Source organism: Ruegeria sp. YTSC325 (genome assembly GCF_059609525.1).
This window is the reverse complement of the sequence record NZ_JBXWLY010000010.1, coordinates 31,871-49,940: the sequence shown is the minus strand read 5'-3', so window position 1 is coordinate 49,940 and position 18,070 is coordinate 31,871. Positions and strand designations below refer to the sequence as shown.

General features: G+C 62.8%; 19 protein-coding genes and 1 riboswitch. Of the genes, 2 read left to right on the top strand and 17 right to left on the bottom strand.

The window, feature by feature from the left end; genetic code table 11:
- Positions 1 to 173: 173 nt before the first annotated feature.
- The 3 genes from AC2FF7_RS14960 to AC2FF7_RS14950 all read right to left on the bottom strand — a co-directional run bounded on the left by AC2FF7_RS14960 (position 174) and on the right by AC2FF7_RS14950 (position 3,501).
- The gene (locus tag AC2FF7_RS14960) at positions 174 to 1,358 is read right to left on the bottom strand and encodes a CaiB/BaiF CoA transferase family protein (RefSeq protein WP_496905867.1); all 1,185 of its coding nucleotides are present in this window, start codon (positions 1,356 to 1,358) and stop codon (positions 174 to 176) included.
- Positions 1,345 to 2,964, bottom strand: coding sequence for a thiamine pyrophosphate-binding protein (locus AC2FF7_RS14955; RefSeq protein WP_496905866.1), 1,620 nt, complete (start codon positions 2,962 to 2,964; stop codon positions 1,345 to 1,347). Before AC2FF7_RS14955 ends, AC2FF7_RS14960 begins: the two co-directional genes overlap by 14 nt.
- 78 nt (positions 2,965 to 3,042) lie before the next feature.
- Complete coding sequence (locus tag AC2FF7_RS14950) at positions 3,043 to 3,501, bottom strand: DUF302 domain-containing protein (protein ID WP_496905865.1); 459 nt, start codon at positions 3,499 to 3,501, stop codon at positions 3,043 to 3,045.
- A gap of 127 nt (positions 3,502 to 3,628) precedes the next feature.
- Here AC2FF7_RS14950 and AC2FF7_RS14945 point away from each other — a divergent pair, with 127 nt between their 5' ends.
- Positions 3,629 to 3,985 carry a DUF1636 family protein gene (locus AC2FF7_RS14945; protein WP_234899339.1) on the top strand — a complete coding sequence of 119 codons (357 nt, stop codon included), beginning with the start codon at positions 3,629 to 3,631 and terminating at the stop codon, positions 3,983 to 3,985.
- Here AC2FF7_RS14945 and AC2FF7_RS14940 read toward each other — a convergent pair.
- From AC2FF7_RS14940 to cbiE, 9 genes are all read right to left on the bottom strand, one after another.
- Positions 3,982 to 4,476, bottom strand: coding sequence for a hypothetical protein (locus AC2FF7_RS14940; RefSeq protein ID WP_480865976.1), 495 nt, complete (start codon positions 4,474 to 4,476; stop codon positions 3,982 to 3,984). The genes AC2FF7_RS14945 and AC2FF7_RS14940 overlap by 4 nt on opposite strands.
- Positions 4,477 to 4,541: 65 nt before the next feature.
- Positions 4,542 to 5,240 (bottom strand): CbtA family protein, encoded by a 699-nt coding sequence (locus tag AC2FF7_RS14935; RefSeq protein ID WP_496905864.1) that lies wholly within the window; start codon positions 5,238 to 5,240, stop codon positions 4,542 to 4,544.
- Between the two features lie 4 nt (positions 5,241 to 5,244).
- The gene (locus tag AC2FF7_RS14930; RefSeq protein ID WP_170354675.1) at positions 5,245 to 5,415 is read right to left on the bottom strand and encodes a CbtB domain-containing protein; all 171 of its coding nucleotides are present in this window, start codon (positions 5,413 to 5,415) and stop codon (positions 5,245 to 5,247) included.
- Positions 5,416 to 5,451: 36 nt separating this feature from the next.
- Positions 5,452 to 5,656, bottom strand: a riboswitch (cobalamin riboswitch).
- Between the two features lie 43 nt (positions 5,657 to 5,699).
- A complete protein-coding gene (gene cobF / locus AC2FF7_RS14925; protein WP_480865975.1) occupies positions 5,700 to 6,443 on the bottom strand; it encodes a precorrin-6A synthase (deacetylating) in 744 nt (247 codons plus the stop codon).
- Positions 6,436 to 7,164 (bottom strand): uroporphyrinogen-III C-methyltransferase, encoded by a 729-nt coding sequence (gene cobA / locus AC2FF7_RS14920; RefSeq protein WP_170752361.1) that lies wholly within the window; start codon positions 7,162 to 7,164, stop codon positions 6,436 to 6,438. Before cobA ends, cobF begins: the two co-directional genes overlap by 8 nt.
- The gene (locus AC2FF7_RS14915) at positions 7,161 to 8,489 is read right to left on the bottom strand and encodes a cobyrinic acid a,c-diamide synthase CobB (RefSeq protein ID WP_496905863.1); all 1,329 of its coding nucleotides are present in this window, start codon (positions 8,487 to 8,489) and stop codon (positions 7,161 to 7,163) included. Before AC2FF7_RS14915 ends, cobA begins: the two co-directional genes overlap by 4 nt.
- Complete coding sequence (gene cobM, locus AC2FF7_RS14910; RefSeq protein ID WP_480865970.1) at positions 8,482 to 9,276, bottom strand: precorrin-4 C(11)-methyltransferase; 795 nt, start codon at positions 9,274 to 9,276, stop codon at positions 8,482 to 8,484. The genes AC2FF7_RS14915 and cobM overlap by 8 nt, the downstream gene beginning before the upstream one ends.
- Positions 9,273 to 9,641: a cobalamin biosynthesis protein gene (locus AC2FF7_RS14905; RefSeq protein WP_480865969.1), complete on the bottom strand. Its 369-nt coding sequence runs from the start codon at positions 9,639 to 9,641 to the stop codon at positions 9,273 to 9,275. Before AC2FF7_RS14905 ends, cobM begins: the two co-directional genes overlap by 4 nt.
- A complete protein-coding gene (cbiE, locus tag AC2FF7_RS14900) occupies positions 9,638 to 10,837 on the bottom strand; it encodes a precorrin-6y C5,15-methyltransferase (decarboxylating) subunit CbiE (RefSeq protein ID WP_496905862.1) in 1,200 nt (399 codons plus the stop codon). Before cbiE ends, AC2FF7_RS14905 begins: the two co-directional genes overlap by 4 nt.
- On the opposite strand from cbiE, the gene AC2FF7_RS14895 reads away from it, so the two are divergent.
- Positions 10,836 to 11,585 carry a cobalt-precorrin-6A reductase gene (locus tag AC2FF7_RS14895; protein ID WP_480865965.1) on the top strand — a complete coding sequence of 250 codons (750 nt, stop codon included), beginning with the start codon at positions 10,836 to 10,838 and terminating at the stop codon, positions 11,583 to 11,585. The genes cbiE and AC2FF7_RS14895 overlap by 2 nt on opposite strands.
- Here AC2FF7_RS14895 and cobJ read toward each other — a convergent pair.
- From cobJ to cobN, 5 genes are read right to left on the bottom strand one after another with little or no spacing between them, the layout of a single operon-like run.
- On the bottom strand, positions 11,558 to 12,310 hold the full coding sequence (gene cobJ, locus AC2FF7_RS14890) for a precorrin-3B C(17)-methyltransferase (RefSeq protein ID WP_480865963.1): 753 nt from the start codon (positions 12,308 to 12,310) through the stop codon (positions 11,558 to 11,560). The two genes, AC2FF7_RS14895 and cobJ, sit on opposite strands and share 28 nt — an antisense overlap.
- Positions 12,307 to 13,032: a precorrin-2 C(20)-methyltransferase gene (locus AC2FF7_RS14885; protein ID WP_170354667.1), complete on the bottom strand. Its 726-nt coding sequence runs from the start codon at positions 13,030 to 13,032 to the stop codon at positions 12,307 to 12,309. The genes cobJ and AC2FF7_RS14885 overlap by 4 nt, the downstream gene beginning before the upstream one ends.
- The gene (locus AC2FF7_RS14880; protein WP_480865961.1) at positions 13,029 to 13,658 is read right to left on the bottom strand and encodes a precorrin-8X methylmutase; all 630 of its coding nucleotides are present in this window, start codon (positions 13,656 to 13,658) and stop codon (positions 13,029 to 13,031) included. The genes AC2FF7_RS14885 and AC2FF7_RS14880 overlap by 4 nt, the downstream gene beginning before the upstream one ends.
- Positions 13,658 to 14,779 (bottom strand): ferredoxin-like domain-containing protein, encoded by a 1,122-nt coding sequence (locus tag AC2FF7_RS14875; protein WP_480865960.1) that lies wholly within the window; start codon positions 14,777 to 14,779, stop codon positions 13,658 to 13,660. Before AC2FF7_RS14875 ends, AC2FF7_RS14880 begins: the two co-directional genes overlap by 1 nt.
- Positions 14,776 to 18,069, bottom strand: coding sequence for a cobaltochelatase subunit CobN (cobN, locus tag AC2FF7_RS14870; RefSeq protein WP_496905861.1), 3,294 nt, complete (start codon positions 18,067 to 18,069; stop codon positions 14,776 to 14,778). Before cobN ends, AC2FF7_RS14875 begins: the two co-directional genes overlap by 4 nt.
- Between the last annotated feature and the right edge of the window lies 1 nt (position 18,070).

Sequence of the window (18,070 nt, the reverse complement as noted above, 5' to 3'; positions counted from 1 at the left end):
GTCCGATCCGTTGAGAATTAGTACATTATTCGACTTATCAGAGACTCTAGCGGGGTCGTATCAGTATCGACCGACCTCTCGAATTGGTGAAATGCTGTGTGTGCAAAACGTGAAAAAAACCGCCGATTCAACGGCATGTTTCAGCAACATGCCGCCGAATTAGGCATTGTGTTTCAGTCTTCAAACGGGTTTTCGGCGTTCAGAACGGCCTGAGTGTCCGCGCCAAAGGTCGGTGGAGCACTGCGATATGTTACAGGCGTTTTGGACAGTTTCAGTGGATTTCCGATCAGATTCACCTGTGCCGGGTCGGCTTGCATGGCGATCTGCATCTGCCTTGCGGCGACCTGATCGGTGGCAAAAACCTGATCCAACGTCTGCACCGGGCCCACAGGCACTTTGCGCGCCTCAAGCTCGGCAATGACGGTTTCAGTGTCATAGTTTTGCACGGCTGGGCGCAGAATTGCGTTCAGCGCATCACGATGTTCCAGACGTGATGGGTTGGTTGCAAAACGGGGGTCGTCCGCCAGGTCAGGCTGTCCGATGAAGTCACAAAACCGTCTGAACTGGCTGTCGTTGCCAACGGCCAGGATCACGTGCCCGTCTGCCGTCTGGTAGACGTCATAGGGTACGATATTCGGGTGCCCGTTTCCGCGCCGTTGAGGGACATTGCCCGAAGTCAGATAATTTACGCCCTCATTGATCAGCCATGCAATTTGCGCGTCAACCAGCGCAAGGTCGATCTGCTGGCCCTCGCCTGTTTGATCCCGGTGGCGCAGCGCGGCCAGAATGCCGACGGTCGCGTACATGCCGCACATCACGTCAGCGATGCCAACGCCCACTTTCATGGGCGCGCCCTCGGGATCACCGGTCAGAGACATGATCCCGCCGTAACCCTGTGCCATCAGGTCATATCCGGGCTTCGACGCGTTTGGTCCGTCCTGTCCGTAGCCTGAGATCGAGCAATAAACGAGGCTGGGAAATTCCTGCGACAGGGTTGCATAGTCCAGAGCGTACTTCGCCAACCCGCCGGGTTTGAAATTCTCGATCAGGATATCGGCATGCGAGGCGAGACGTCGGATGTCCGCCTGACCCTCGGCTGTTGTGATGTCGATTGCCACTGATTTCTTGTTACGGTTGGCCGACATGAAGTAGGCGCTCAGATCAGATGCATTGCCATCAGCGTCAGTCACATACGGAGGACCCCACTGGCGCGTATCATCGCCGCCGGTTGCTGGGTTTTCGATCTTGATCACGTTTGCGCCCAGATCGCCCAGCAATTGCGTGCAGGTCGGTCCTGCCAGAATGCGGGACAGGTCCAGAACCTTGATACCCTTCAGCGGCCCCTCAGATCCGGCCATCATAGCCTCCACGGTCGATCTCGGCGGCGATGACGGTAAAGCCGTCGGCCTTGACCGCCGCATCCAGCGCCGCGCGCAGTTCTTCGCGGTTGCGCACCGTGTGGCCGTTACCGCCGAACGCGCGGCCCATGGCGGCAAAGTCGTGGCGGTCGAAATCTACGCCTGTGTTGCCCATCTGGCGCTGGCGCTGTTTCAGCTCAATCAGCGCAAGGCTGGCATCGACAAAGACCAGAAAAATCGGGTTACCGCCCATCTCGGCAGCGGTCGACAGCTCTCCGGCGACCATCAGGAACCCAGCATCGCCCGAGAAACTGATCACCGGGCGGTCGGGTTCGGCCAGTTTCAGGCCAATCGCCATCGGCACGGCACAGCCCATGGTACACAGGGCCGAGGATTGGATCAGCCCGCGTTCCTCGGAGCAATCCCACATCTGGCTCAGCAGGATGCGATGCGCGCCGCTGTCGGCCGTCGCCAGAGTGTTGGCGGGCAGGGCAACGCGGGTTTCAGCGATAACCGCCGCGGGTCCCCAGTCGTCATCCGTGGGAAACGCCTGCGCCAAAGCGGCTTTGACTTGCGCGGGTTCGCCACCCAGCCATGTCTTGCGCGACGGGGTGCCTTTGGCGATGGCCTCCAGCGTCTCGCCGGTATGTGCCACCAAATTCAGCCCCGCCTGATGCATGTAATGGTCATTGGGCACAGCCGAGACGTCGATCACGCGCTTTTCCGCTGGGTCCCAGATCTCACGCCAGCCGGGGCGCATTTCGATCGGGTCATAGCCCAGACACAGCACCAGATCAGCCTGTTCGACCAGCGGAACCAGATGTTTGTCAGCCAGCGGCGAAAGGCCCGCGCCACCTAGGCACAGAGGATGATCCTCAGGCACGACGCCCTTGGCCTTGTATGTCGTCACGAAGGGGATGTCGAAATGCTCCAGAAATGCCTGCACCACGTTGCGCGAGTCGTCATAGAGAACATCCAGCCCGACAATTGCGATGGGCCGTTCGGCCTGCGACACCCATCGGCGGGCTTTCTCGACGCAGTCGCCCTCAGGGGATACAGAGGCAATCTTGGCGCGGCGGCGCGGTTTCACGCCCGACACGCGGGTATCCGCGACCGAGATCGGCACGTCGATATGCACGGGACCGGGGCGCGGCTGATTGGCCAACGTAACCGCCTTATCGGCAATAATGTCTGCGCCTTTGGCGGTCAGTGTAAACGTCCCTTTGGTGATCGAGCGATAGACCTGCGCGTGATCCATCACCTGATGGGTGTAGGTCAGCGCTTCATCGGCATCGACGCATCCGGTCAGAACGATCATGGGCACACGGTCTTGCAAAGCATTGGCGACCACGTTGATCCCGTTCATCGCACCGGGGCCAAGGGTGGCGACCAGAATGGCGGGCGCGCCATCGCGGTGATGCACGGCCTCGGCCATGAAACCGGCGGCGTTTTCATGCTTGGTCAGATGAAAGGTGATCCCGGCCTGTTCCAGCGCATCGACAAGGGTCAGAACCTCACCACCGGGCATTCCAAAGGCGTGGCGACATCCGGCCTCGTACAAACGTTGGGCCAGAAGGTCCGCTGCGCGGGGCGAGAGGTCTTGCATAAGTCATGCTCCGAAAAACTGTTTCACAGCAGATTGCGGAGGACGGCCCCAGACGCAAGGCGGATCACGCCAGTGTGACTATTTGACTGCTGTTTCAGCGACAGCTTGAAACTTGCCATCTAGTTCCTCGGCGATCTCACGTAGGGGGGCTCCGCCCTCAGAAACGTAGGGCGCGAAGACAAAACTGGGAGTCTTGTAGGACAGGGTGGCGGTGCCGTCCTCATTCTCGGTGACATAAAAGCGGATCGGTGCCTCGATCATCGCGTTCACCGAGGTTTCCAGCACGCGCACGGCGTAGTCGTTGTTGAAGGCCCCGATAACCCGATTGCCGGGGATGGTGATCCCGCGCGATGCGGCGGCCTTGGTCGGGCCTGCCTGCGTGACCACGATCAGACCATTGGCCTTGATGGCATCCTTGGTGTCGGCAACCAACGCGTCATAACTTTTGTCGGTTGTATAGCTGGCCCAGCCCGAAAGGGGCTCTTCTGCCAAAGCAGGGGTCGCTATCAGGGCTATCGCAGTCCAAAGGGCTTTCATCGGGGCCTCCTGTTACGGGGTTGAGACTGTGATGCCAGAAAGCGGGACAGGGCGCACTCACAATCTTGTGCGTTTTCCCGATTGCGCCTGTGGCCGGAAACCCCCAGAAACAGGCAAGTGCCACCCGATGAGGTCCGAATTGGATCAGATGCGCCTGTTGATATGTTCGTCCTGTGCCGGTGCCCGCGATTGCGGGGCTGAGGTCAAAGCTGTCGAATTAGCCCTGACCCGCGCGGGGATTGAGGGAAGGGTTTCGGTCGATCAGCACGCCTGTTTCAGCGGATGCTCTGAACCCGTGGCCATCGCGCTGCAGGCCGATGGCGGTGCGTCATATGTGTTTTCAGGGGTCGATGTCGCTTCGGACGCCGATGATATCGTGGCGACCTGCCGGACCTATCTGGAAAGCCCCAAAGGCTGGATCGAAGACGCCCGGCCTTGCGGGCGGCTCCGGATGTGTTTGCGGGCGCGTATCCCGGCGCTTTAGTCGACCTGTAGTGTGACCGCCGCGCTGACGGGGATGTTGTCGACCATCAGCGGGCTGTGGCTGTTTGCGTTCAGAGAGACCGAGACTTCGACCTCGCCCTGCGGCAGATGGTCGATATGCATCCAGTTACCGTACAGCCGGGCCAGTTTCTCTCCATTTACGTAGACATGTGCATGCCCCTCGCCGTCGACATCGGTCTTTGAGGCATTTTGTGGTGAGAACCGAAAGTTCTGCGGCATGACATGCAGGTTCCAGCCCGCCATAGGATCGGGCGTAAGAGCGATCTCAAGCCCCGGAGCATCAGCGCCAGCAGGCAGGTTGATGGCAGTCGAATGATCGTGTGCGGCTGCCTCGGCGTGAGACGAACTGTGATGTGCGGGATCGCCATGGTCACGGCCGTCGAAAGTGACGCCATTTGCAGCCGCAACCACAAATCCTGCACCACTGCCAAAAACCATGCCAATTGCAAACAGGGCAAGTGAGCGTGCCATTTTATGTTCCTTGATGGTAGTAGAAACACGCCGAGCTGGTCTCGGCGTGTTCATAAGCGTGCTGGTCAGGCCGCAGCTTCGGCACGCTGGCTTTCATGTCGCCAGAAGTATCCGGCGAATGCCCCGACCAAAACCCAGGCTACCATTCCGATGCCAAAGGCGCGTGCGGCAAACAGCGCGCCGATCTCGGTCGGAACGGGGCCGGTAAACACGTCCGGCTCGGGCGCGCCGATCAGATGTGGGGCCAACAGCAGGGCGGCTGCGATCACATAGCTGATCAGGGTGCCGCCAAAGGCAATCAGCCACATGGCAACACCTGCTGCGGCGACGGTCGCAAACCACCAGATCTGACGCGCAGCGACATCGGCTGCTGCCACGCCGGGCACTTCTGGCGCGAGTGAGAATCCGGGTGCGAGGTGCACGGCAATGAACCCCGCAAGCCCCCACAAAACGCCGGTGCGCCCGTCAATCTTGTGGCCGTTGCCCTCAGCCACGGACATCAGCGCAATCATCATCAGCGCATAACCGGTATAGATAAGCATCGTGAAAATGACGCTCAGCGCATCGCGGAACAGGTCCGAGAACATTCCCGGCAGCTCGGGGTGAGCACTTACGACGTCACCGCCGAAATGGACCAATTCACCTGATTCATACAGTTCCGCGTGCAGCAACACAGGTTGCACAAAGACCAACTGCAGCAAGGCGGCAATCAGCCCCGCTGCAGCACCAGCGAACAACGCGCTGGTCAGGATACGGCTAAACATGGGTTTAGTGGCAGGGGAAGCCGGTCGCGTGGCGCACATCGTGGGCTGCGTCATGCAGGGCCGCGGCCTGAACGTGGCCGGTCAGCGTGATGACGCCAAGGCCCAGAACCACAGCGAACATAACCGGCAGGATACCAACGCGTGAGGTCGAAGCGGTTGTTGCTTGAGTTGCCATTTTTAGTTCTCCTTTACCGTCGCACCCGACGGTTGGTGTTTTCATTCGTGCCTGGCAGGTCTCCTGGCTCGCGGGTCGATGCCTCTGTTCGCCTTCCCCCTGAAACTCAGGAGTGGCTGGTTGAACAGGGCTCACCGCTTACAGTCGCGGGGGCGGCTGTGGATTCGATCGCGCGCGGTCTCACCACATTCCCTCTTAGCTTGCCGGTATTGCCGACAGGACCAGACAGGTTCATTTAGCCGTTACATCTGCTGCAGCGCAATCGTCATTTGCGACGTTTTAGGTCAGATCATGCGCTTTTTGAGAAGATAAATATCCATGATCCACCCATGATCAGCGCGCGCAGCGGCGCGGGTGTCCAGAATCGACTGTGCAACACCGGTCAGAGGGCCGTTGATCAGGATTTCTTCAGTCATGCCCACGTAAGCCCCCCACCAGATGTCATAATCTGCCATCTGAAGATGTTGGAACGAGCACTCACCATCCAACATGACCGCCACGTTTGATGCACCGTCCGGCCACCCTTCGTCGCGAATCCGCCGCCCCGTGGTAACGATGTAGGGGGCACCCAGTTCGTTGATCGGAATCGCGTGGGCCGCCGTCAACGCCTGCAGCGCTGTGATGCCGGGGATCACCCGCGTCGTCGGTTGAGGGTCCAACCGCGCCGCGATTCGCAGTGAGCTGTCGTATAGCGACGGATCGCCCCAGATCAGCAGCGCCACGTGCTGTGCGCCGGGATGGGCGGCAATCGCCTCGCGCCAGCGCAGCGCAATCGCTTCGTGCCATTCGTCCACCCCGCGCAGATACCCGTCTTCCGAGCGGCGCTTGGGGATGTCGAAATAGGCGATCTGCGGCGGCGTGTCGGTCACCTGCGCAATGACCTTTTCGCGCAGCCCGGCCAGATCGGCCTTATTCTCGCCCTTGCGGGGGATCAGGATCAGGTCCGCCGAGCGGATCGCCTGCGCGCCCTGAAAGGTCACGTGGTCAGGGTTCCCGGTGCCGATGCCGATCAAGGTCAGGTCAAACATCGTCAAACTCTGCCAGCGGGCCATAAAGGATCAGCGCCGGGGCGGTGCCTATCTCATCCGCCAGTTTTTCGGACAGCGCGCCTACAGTACTGCGATGCAGCTTTTGTTCGGGGGTCGAGACGGATTCGGCCATTAGTGCTGGCGTCTCCAGCGGCAGACCGTGGGCGTTCAGCGTTTCGACCAGCAGAGGAAAAGTCCGCTTGCCCATGAAGACGACGGTGGTCGCATCCGGGTCGGCCAAAGCGGGCAGGTTCAGGTCCTCGGGCAATTTGCCGCTGACATCATGACCAGTGACAAACTGTACTCGCCGCGCGGTCAGCCTGCGGGTCAGCGGGATGCCCGCCGCCGCCGCTGCCGCGACGGCCGAGGGGATGCCGGGTATGATCTCGTATTCGATCCCAGCCGCGCGCAGGGCCACCAGTTCTTCTTCCAGACGCCCGAACATGCCGCCATCGCCGGATTTCAACCGCACGACCCGCTGCCCGGTCAGGGCGTAATCCACCAGCAACCGGCTGACATGGTCCTGCTTGGGCGAGGGGCGGCCCGCCCGTTTGCCCACGCCTACCAGATCGGCATCGTCGCGCGCATGGGTCAGGATCGGCCCGCTGCTGAGGTCATCAAACAGCACCGCATCCGCCTTCTGCATCCGGTCCACAGCCTTCAGCGTCAACAGCTCCGGGTCGCCGGGGCCTGAGCCAATGAACGAAACAAACCCACTCATGCTGAGGCCTGCGCGATCAGGTGAAAGAACGTGCCGGTCACGTTGCCACGCACCGATCCGGTCTGCGGCCCTTCGGCCCCTTCTGCGTCAAACACACGGGCCAAAGGCGCGTCAGGTTGCTCGATGATCGAGGAATAGTGGAACTCATGCCCCCGCAGGCCCGTGCCTACGGCATAGCCGGGCATCGGGGCCAGCAGTTCGGCGCGGCGATAGCCCAGATTGAACTTGCGCTTTTCATAGGACGTCACCAGCCCCAACAACCCCGCCATCTGATGCGAAATACCCTCTTTATCGATCAGAGCCTGTCCCAGCGCCATGTACCCCCCGCACTCCCCATGCACGGGCTTGGTCCGCGCATGTTTCCGTAGCCCCTCCTGAAAGACTGATGCAGCGGCCAGAGTGCCTGCATGCAACTCGGGATATCCACCCGGTAACCAAACCAGATCGGCATCCGCCGCAGGGGCTTCATTCGCCAATGGCGAGAACGGCAACACCTCGGCCCCTGCCGCGCGCCAGCCTTCCAACAAATGCGGATAGGTAAACGAAAACGCAGAATCACGGGCCAGCGCGATCCGTTGCGCCGGTGGCCGCGGCAGCGCGGCGGACGATGGCCCATTCGGGCCTGAGGACGCCGCCCGCTTGATCGCCTCAAGATCGACATGCTCGCGCAGGAACGCGGCGTAGCCCACAATTGCGCTTTCCAGATCGGGATGTTCAACCGCCTGGATCAGGCCCAGATGCCGCTCGGGCAGGGTCAGGTCTCCACGACGGGGCAGCACGCCCAGAACCGGCAAGCCCGCGCGTTCCATTCCCAACCGCGTCAACCGCTCATGCCGGGGGCTGGCGCAGCGGTTAAGGATCACGCCGGCAAAGGGCAGATCGGGGTTATACATTTTGAAGCCCAAAGCCGTCGCCGCCGCCGATTGCGCCTGGCCGCCCACATCCAGCACCAGCACCACCGGCCAGCCCATCCGTAACGCGGTTTCCGCACTGGACCCATGACCCAGTTCACCGGGCTTGGCGACGCCGTCGAACAGCCCCATCGAACCTTCGGCGACTACGATATCCGCGCCCTCAGCCTGCGCTGAAATTGAATTCAACAGAGGCTCACCCATAGCCCAACTGTCCAAATTGAACGAGGCCCGACCCGCCGCCGCCCGGTGAAAGGCTGGGTCGATATAGTCGGGTCCGCTTTTGAAGGGTTGAACGGTCAGACCATCCTCGGCCAGCGCACGTAACAAGCCCAGCATGACCGTGGTCTTGCCCGTTCCCGAGGACGGCGCGGAAATCAAAAGGCCCGGAGGGTTAGTCATCGCGTCATTCATCCTCGGGGCTCCAACTGGACCACGGGCTATCGGCGCTTTGCGGGCGATAGCGGCGGTCGTAATCCTTGGAATACAGACAGCTTTCGTCGAACCCTTCGCCCGTGAGCGCAGGGCCGACCATGATCAGCGCGGTGCGGGCGATGCCGTCGTCCAGCGCGTTTTTCAGCGTCTCCAAGGTGGCGCGGATGATCCGCTCATCGGGCCAGCTGGCGCGATAGACCACGGCCACCGGGCAATCGGCACCATATGCCGGAGTCAGGTCGGCGATGACCTTGTCAAGATTGCCGATCGAAAGGTGAATGGCCAGCGTCGCGCCGGTACGGGCGAAATTCTCAAGCGTCTCACCCTCGGGCATCGAAGACGCACGGCCCGGCGTGCGGGTCAGCACCACCGATTGCGCAAGGCCGGGCAGGGTCAGTTCGGCGCCCAGAGCGGCGGCCGCCGCAGCGAAAGAGGGAACGCCGGGCGTGACGCTGACCGGGATACCCATTTCTTTCAACCGGCGGATTTGCTCACCCATGGCGGACCAGACCGACAAATCGCCTGAATGCAGTCGGGCCACATCCTGACCGGCCTTATGCGCGGCGTCGATCTGGGCCATGATCTGATCCAGATCCATCGGCGCGGTGTTGATGATTTTGGCCCCCTCGGGGCAGTGGCTCAGGATCTCTTCGGGAACCAGCGAACCCGCGTACAAACACACGGGGCAGGACGCGATGATATCGCGCCCGCGCAGGGTCAACAGGTCGGCAGCGCCCGGTCCGGCGCCAATGAAATGAACGGTCATGTTTGTCCTCCGATGGCGATGGCGCAGGTGGCCAGCCGGTCGTCTGATATCTGTCGGGGTGAAAGCAGCCGCGCGCCCAGTCCGGCGGCGGCAAGGGCGGACGCTTCGGACACGCTGCCGGTGCCGTAACTGGCGCGGCTGCGGGGCGAGCAAGTGAGCGTGCGCTGCCCGGCCAAATCGGCGGGTGCGATGAAATGCAGGGGCAGGGCGGTTTCGGCGGCGAATTCTGCAAGCGCGGCGTGACCTTCCTTGTCCGCGACGGTCGCCAAGGCGCTGACGGGGTGGAGTGCGGCGGCAGCCGTAAAGGCCGCGCGCAGGCTGTCCGCGGTCGCGGCTGAGGAAAAGCCAAGGCCGGCGATGATCATAGCGTGACGCTCCACTGAACCACTGGATAGGCAGATTTCCAACCGCGTCGGGGGCCCAAAGGCGCAGCCTGAGCCAGTTCGATCCGCAGAAGGTCGCCGCCTAATGCGTCGTGCCATTGCGCCAGTAACGTTTCGCTTTCCAGCGTCACCGCATTAGCGACCAACCGCGTGCCTTCAGGCAGCGCATCGCGCAACCATGCCAGAAGGTTTGCGTTCAATCCGCCGCCGATAAACACCACATTGGGCAACGCAAGCCCGGTCAAGTCATCTGGGGCAGTGCCGTGGACTACACTCAGCCGATCCTGTCCCAGCGCATCCGCATTGCGGCGAATACGCTCGGCTCGATCTGCGCGCGGCTCGATCGTGGTGGCCGTCAGTGTCGGATCACACATCAGCCATTCTATACTGATCGAGCCGGTTCCCCCGCCGATATCCCACAAATGCTCGCCGCGCTGTGGGGCCAGCGCAGACAGAGTCAGGGCGCGGATGGGGCGTTTGGTGATCTGTCCGTCAGTCTCGAATATCTCATCCGGCTTGCCCGAGGATTTCGGCAGTGCGCGCCCATCACCCGCGACCTCTATCGCGACGCAGACCGGGTGATCGAACCCGCCCAGCAGCGCCTCGGTCAGGGACACACTGCGGGAACGCTCACGCGGGCCGCCGAGCGCCTCCATCACATGCAGGCGGGTGTCAGCAAAACCGGTCTCGGTCAGGTAGGTCGCGAGTTCCGTCACCGCAGCCCCGTTGCGTAGCAGCAGGATGGCGCGCAGACCCGGCGACAGATGCGGTCGCAGCCGGGTCAGGGGGGCAGCGTGCAGGCCGAAAGTCAGCGTTGCCTCCAGCGGCCAGCCAAGCCGGGCGGCGGCCAGCGAAAAGGTCGACTGTCCGGGCAGGGCGGTCCATTCCCCGGCTTCGAAATTGCGCGCGATGGCAGACCCCGCGCCGAACCAGAACGGATCACCCGAGGCCAGCACCACGGTTTGCCGCCCCCGGAACCCGGTCAGCATGGGCAGCCCGTCGGCAAAGGGCACCGGCCATTCGACCCTTTGGGCGGGGCTCTCGGGGATCAGCGACAGATGGCGCGGCGGTCCCATGATGATTTCAGCGCGCTCCAGCACTTGACGGCTTGCGGGCGACAGGCCATCAAGCCCATCCTCACCCAGGCCCAGAACGGTCAGCCACGGAGCTTCATGCATGACACATCTCCTGATCCTTGGCGGCACCACCGAGGCCAACGCACTGGCCAAAACCGTGGCCGAGTTGGGCATCCCAGCGACCTACTCTTATGCTGGTCGCGTCGACAATCCACGCCCGCAGCCGCTGCTGGTGCGCGTAGGCGGGTTCGGGGGCGTTGCCGGTCTGGCCGCCTATCTGCGCGACCATACTGTAACCCATGTGATCGACGCCACGCACCCTTTTGCCGCGCTGATGAGCGCCAACGCGGTGGCCGCCTGCCATCAGGCCGAGGTGCCTCTGGCTTCGCTGACCCGCCCGGCGTGGACGGAACAGGATGGAGACCGCTGGCAACATGTTCCGGATATCGACGGCGCAGTGGCCGCCCTGTCCGGCGCACCGCAGCGGGTGTTTCTGGCCGTGGGCCGAATGCATCTTGAGGAGTTCGCCACACAGCCTCAGCATCGCTACTTGCTGAGGCTGGTCGATGAACCGGGTACTCTGCCGTTGCCTAATTGCGATGTGGTTGTTTCGCGCGGGCCGTTCACTCTGGCCGATGATCAGGCGTTGATGCAGCGTCATGAGATCCAGTTGGTCGTGTCCAAGAACGCAGGCGGCCTTGGCGCGCGCGCCAAGCTGGACGCGGCGCGGGCGCTGGGCCTGCCAGTGCTGATGATCGACCGTCCGGCCCTGCCGCAGCGGGTCGAACTGTCGAGCGTCGCTCAGGTTCTGGACTGGCTGGCTCATTCTGGCGTGAACCTCGGGGTGTAGACGATCGGCGCGCCGTCACGCTCGATCACGCGAGTGCGGGACGAGCCGACGATGACCACCGTCTGCATATCTGCCATCTCGGGTGTGGCGTCGGCCAGTGTCGAAATCCGAATGGCCTCATCCGCGCGCGATACTGCGCGGGCGAACAGGATCAGCCGTTCGGGCTCGCATTCCTCACGTAGGATTTCCAGCGTCTTTACAAAGCCTTCAGGGCGGGACTTCGACCGCGGATTGTAAAACGCCATCGAGAAATCTGCCTGCGCGGCCAGCCGCAGGCGCTTTTCGATCAAGGACCACGGCTTGAGGTTGTCACTCAGGTTGATGGCGCAGAAATCATGCCCCATTGGCGCGCCCGCACGGGCCGAGGCCGCCAACATCGCCGTAATCCCCGGCAGCACGTCAATCTGGATATTGCGCCACTCGGACGGGCCATTCTCCAGCGCCTCAAACACTGCCGACGCCATTGCAAACACACCGGGATCGCCCGAGGACACAACGACCACGCGTTTGCCCTCCGCAGCCATCTGCAACGCGTGCTGCGAGCGGTCGATCTCAACCCGGTTGTCACTGGCGTGCAGCGTCAGTCCTTCGCGTTCGGCCACGCGTGCCACGTACGGAATATAGCCGACCACGTCCGTGGCCTCGGCCAAAGCAGCGGTCACCTCGGGCGTCACCAGCGCCTCATCCCCCGGTCCAAGACCGGCGATCTTGACCCAGCCGCTCATGGTCTGCGCCCCTGTCCATGCACGATGATGATCGAGAAATAGGGAGTGATGCCGTCGCAGTTTTCAGACAGCTTGCAGACGCGTTGATTGGGCATCTGGGCATATTCGACGATCCACGCCCGGTCATACAGCCCAGCCGTTTTCAGCGCGCGTTTCACTTTGTCAATATTGCGGCCGATCTTCATCACGACCAGCGCGTCGGTCTGCGCCATCTGTTGGGCCAGAACGTCTTCGGACAACGTGCCTGCCAGAACAGTCAGGATGTCATCGCCCCATGTGATCGGGTCACCTGTCGCTGTCCACGCGCCGGACATGCCAGTGATGGCAGGTACGACTTCAACATCAGTTTTATCGCGCAAGCGATTGTAAAGGTGCATGAAAGAGCCGTAGAAGAACGGATCGCCCTCGCACAAAACCACCACATCCTCGCCATTATCAGACAGCGCCTTCAGATGCGCGGCGCAGTCTTCGTAGAACGCTGCAAGCAGTTCGTTATAGCGCGGATCGGTCAATGGGATTTCGGTCGTGACCGGGTATTCCATCGGGAATTCAACGGCGTTTTCGGGGATCATCCCATTGACGATTTTGCGCGCCTGCCCACTGCGACCGGGCTTGCGGAAAAACGCCACATGGCGCGCATTGCGCAGCAGTCGATCAGCCCGCACGCTCATAAGGTCGGGATCGCCGGGGCCGAGACCCACGCCATAGATGGTGCCGCTCATTCCGCGCGGCTCGCGATGGCGTTGATGGCGGCGACGGTGATGGCGCTGCCGCCCAGACGACCCTTCACGATGCAGGACGGTACCGGCTGTGCCTCCCACAAGGCGTCTTTGGATTCGACCGCGCCGACAAAGCCCACGGGACAGCCGATGATCGCGGCGGGGCGTGGGCAGTCGGGGTCTTCCAGCATGTTCAGCAGATGGAACAGGGCAGTAGGGGCATTGCCGATGGCGACAACGGCACCGTCCAGATGTGGGCGCCACAGTTCCAGCGCGGCCGCCGAACGCGTGTTGCTCATCTCGGCGGCCAAGGGGCGCACGCGTTCGTCATGCAGTGTGCAGATAACCTCATTGTCGGCGGGCAGACGGAACCGGGTCACGCCCTCGCTGACCATGCGCGCGTCACACAGGATCGGTGCGCCGTTTTCCATTGCCGCGCGGGCGGCGGCCACAAACCCGGGCGAGAAATGCACGAACTCCTCCAGCCCCACCATGCCAGCGGCGTGGATCATGCGGACAGCGACCTGTTCTTCGTCGGCGTCGAACCGAGCCAGATCAGCCTCGGACCGGATGGTGGCAAAGCTCTCCTTATAGATCGCCGCGCCATCGGTTTCATAAGTATAGGGCATCAGGTGAAGTCCATATTCATAAGTGTTTCTTCGGTCAGGCCGGTCTGGCAGGGCTCATCCCCCGCGCGGCCTTGTTTGACAAGATCAAATCTTCCGGCATTGCCGATCAGGGTCACATCGGCCGGGCCTATGCGCGCGCATCCCTTGGCGCAGCCAGAGACATGCAGGCTGCCCGGTACGCGTGCCGCCAAAGCGCGCGCGATGTCGCGGGTTTCCACCTGCGCCTGCGGGCAATATGGCGCGCCGGGGCAGGCGTCGGTGATCATCAGCGGGTCGGTGCCATCTGTGACAAAGGCTGGGGCGGGTATCGCCGCCCCGCCCTCCAACAGGATCAACCGCCACGGGGTGACGCGTAAGGCAACGGCCCCGCTTTGCGCGATCAGGTCCTTCAGTGCGTGCGCAGGCAATTGCCCGAAGGCCGCACCATAGAGCTTTCCCGGATCGCAGGGGCCGGGTCGCAACGGAGGCCCAATAGATCCCGGAGCTGCGCCCTGCCACTCCGGTGGCAGAACCGAGACCACGCGTGACATGCGTCGCGTCTCGGGCGTGTAGGTTTGGGCGAACCATGCGGCCAGGGCGATCAGTTGGTCGATGGCCTCGGGTTCTTGGACCAGACGTCCGGTCTCGGCCCCATCGGCGCGCAGGATCAGGCCATCTGAAGCTGTTTCCAGCCGGATATCGGCTGAATTCCCAGCCAGCAGGCGCTCAGGTCCGGTGTCGATGGCAAAGCCGAACTTGGCGGGCAGGGCGGGCAGTTCCACCAGCCGGTCAATAAGCTCTTGCGCCAGCCGGGCGGTCAGGTCTCCGGCTTTGTACAGAGGTGAGACCAGAATGTTGCGGCGCACCTCGATCCCCGGCTCGGCGTCCAGCAGGTTCAGCGCGGCCAGTTCGGCCAGCAGGGATTGATGATTCGTCTCGGACACACCCCGCAGCTGCAGGTTAGCGCGGTTGGTCAGGTCGATGGTGCCATTGCCGAAGCGTTCCGCCAGATCGCACAGACCCATGGTCTGCTCAGCTGTCAGACGGGCCAGTCGCGGCCGCACCCGGACCACCAGCCCATCGCCCGACATCATCGGACGGTGCGCACCGGGACACCAGCCCTGGACGATGGGAGCGCTCATCCCAGCCCCTCCAGATCGGCGCGAATCGAGTTGCGGCGTGTGTTCCAAAGCCCCGCCTCCAGCAAGGCGCGGAACCGGTCCTGCATGGCCTGATGGGCCTTCGGGTTGACCTCGGCCAGAAAAGCGTCGACGTCTTCGTTGCCCAACGTGGCATCGTGGTAGAGGTCGAACAGATGCGGCGCGACTGTGCCAGATAGATGCGCGAATGAGGCCATATGATCCAGCGTCGCGGCGATCTCGGCTGCGCCCCGGAATCCGTGGCGTTGCATCCCGGCGATCCAACCCGGATTGGCGGCGCGGGCGTGGACCACGCGGCTGATCTCTTCGGGCAGGGTCCGCGCGCGCGGGGTGTCGGGGTTGGTGTTGTCCAGATGATAGAGCTGCGCTGTGCCGCCGGTGATCTTTTTGGCGGCGGCAAATCCGGCCTCATGCGTGGCGTAATCATTGGCCAGTAGCAGGTCGGTCTCGGTCAGATCCTGCAGGTGGACGAAACTGTCGGCATTGGCGACGCGTTGGGTGATGCCGTCCTTGTCCTGCGCGATGTGCTCGCCCTCCAACGCGTAAGAGCTGGCATCCAGCCATGCTTCACCCGCTTGCGCGCGCGCCTCGTCGGTGTAGACTTCCGACAATTGCGTCATGTTCACGCCATAGCTTCCGGGGGCAGGACCATAGACGCGAGCAACGGGTTCCTGACCGGCATAGGGGTTCCAGTCGGCCGCCTCATCGCGCGCCGACAAGGCCCGGATCGCCTGACCGTACAGCGCCGAGAGCGTCGGGAACACGTCGCGGAACAGGCCCGAAACACGCAGCGTTACATCCAAACGTGGGCGGCTGAGATCGGTGATCGGCAGAACCTCAATGCCCGAGACCCGCTCGGACCCTTTGTCCCAGACCGGTTTGACGCCCAGCAGGTGCAGCGCCATGGCGAATTCCTCACCCGCCGTGCGCATGGTGGCCGAGCCCCAGAGGTCGACAATCAGGCCCTTGGGATAATCGCCTTCCTCTTGCAGATGCCGCCGCACCAGTTCTTCGGCCAGTTTCACCCCTTGCGTATAGGCAGCGCGCGTGGGCACGGATCGCGGGTCGGTGGTATAAAGGTTCCGTCCCGTCGGCAGCACGTCCGAGCGGCCACGATAGGGCGAGCCGGACGGCCCGGCCTCAATCCGCTTTCCGGCCAGCGCATCAATCAATGCGCGGTGTTCAGACTGGGCCGAGGGCGCGGGGTCGAAATTGCCCGTGACCTCGGGCACCCGGCCAAAGATGTGCAGCCCGTCGCCGAACTGGCTTTCCTTGATGTCGCAGACAAAGCGGTCGATGCGGGTGATCGCCTCGGCGGTGCAGGTGGCCTGATCCAGACCCAGATCGCTCTCCAGCCCTATGGCCTGTGCCTCGTCGCGGATATCCTCTTGCAGTCGGTCGCGGCGCTTGGGGTCCAGACCATCGGCGTTCGAGAACTCGTCCAGCAGGGACTCCAGCCGTACCATCCGATCCGGTGTACCGCTTTCTTTCAAAGCGGGCGGGATGTGGCCCAGTGTGACGGCTCCGATCCGACGCTTGGCTTGCGCGGCCTCGCCGGGGTCATTGACGATGAAAGGGTAGATCACCGGCAGATCGCGGATAAGCGCTTCGGGCCAGCAATCGGCTGAGAGCGCGACGGATTTGCCGGGCAGCCATTCCAACGTGCCATGGGCACCGATATGGATCAGCGCGTCGGTGCGCAGGCTTTTGCGCAGCCACAGGTAGAAGGCGACATAGCTGTGGCGCGGGGTGCGTGACAGGTCGTGATAGTTGTCATCGCGCAGCTCGGGCGCGCCGCGCTCGGGTTGCAGTGCGACCAGAACTTTGCTCCGGCGCAGCGCGGTGAAGTGGAAGGCACCATCCGCGAAAGCGGGATCACTCTCGGGCGCACCCCAGACGGTTTGCAGGTCGGTGCGTAGCTGTTCGGGTAGGTCGGCCAGCGCGGCCTGATAGTCGGCAAGGGGCCATGCGATCCGCGCGTCCAACAGAGTTTCAGAAATCGGTTCGGCAGGGGCGGTGTCATAGCCCTCGGCCTGTAGGTCGGACAGCATTGCCTCGGCCGAGGCCAGCGCGTCCAGACCGACCGCATGGGCCATCTGCCAGTCTTTGCCGGGATAGGTGGACAGAACCAGCGCGGGCACCTGATCGGATTTGGGTTTGTCTTGCAAGTTCAGCCAGCCGGTAACACGGTCAAGGATGGCCTCGATCCGTTCCTCTTCGGCCCGGTGGGCAAAGCGGGAATATTCCAGATGCTGGTCGCGCTTGCCCGGCTCCTTGAACGAGGCGATGCCTGCTGAAATCCGCCCGTCCACCTCGGGCAGCACCACATGCATGGCGAGGTCGGCGGGCGAGAGACCGCGTTCCGCTTCGGCCCAGGCTTTGCGGCGCGAAGTGGCCAGTGCGACTTGGAAGACGGGCACATTCGCAGCATCTAAGGGCGAGGTGCCAGACGCGCCTTTGCCTGAGAAGGACGTGGCGTTGATGATCGCGGATGGGGCCAGCGATACGATGGTGTCGCGCAGCCAGTCGGCAGCAGCCGGGGCTTTCAGAGAGGGGGCGAAGAGCCCCACGGCTTCAAATCCACGTGCGCGCAGACTGCGGATTAGGGCGGCCACGGGGGCGGTGTCGGCGGATGTCAGATAAGCGCGGTAGAAGGTGACGAGGATGCGTTTCGCATCCCCGGAAAACGCCTGTTCCGCCGGGATCACGCCGCGGTCCGGGCACCATGCGCCGCAGTCGGGCAAGGACTTGGCGCCCATCACCGGGCCCGCATACAGACCGGCTGCCAATGCCATCTGCGCCAAAGCGGCTTGTGCTGCAACCTCGCCACCGGTGTCGCAAAGATGCGCCAAGCGGCGCAGGGTGGAGACGGGCAGGGTCGAATAGTCATCCAGCCGCGTATCCTCGCGCCCGTCGGCGGGCAGCACGGCCACAGCAATCCCTTTGGTCTGCGCAAGCGATAGAACCTGCTGCAGTCCGTAGGACCAATAGGGCACCCCGCCGATCAGTCGGATCAGGATGCCCTTGGCGCCCTCCAGCGTCTGCTCGACATAGGTATCCACCGAGAGGGGATGTTTCAGTGCCGTCAGATTGGCCAGCCGCAAGGTCGGCATCCGACCCTCGGGCCCGCCGCCGCGATGCCAGCCTGCCGCGAAAGCACCAAGGTCGCTGTCTGAGAACGACAGCACCACCAAATCCGCCGGGCTCTGGCCCAGATCGGTTGGTGTTTCGGATTCCTCTAACCCGTGGCTTTCGCGGAAGACGACGTGCATG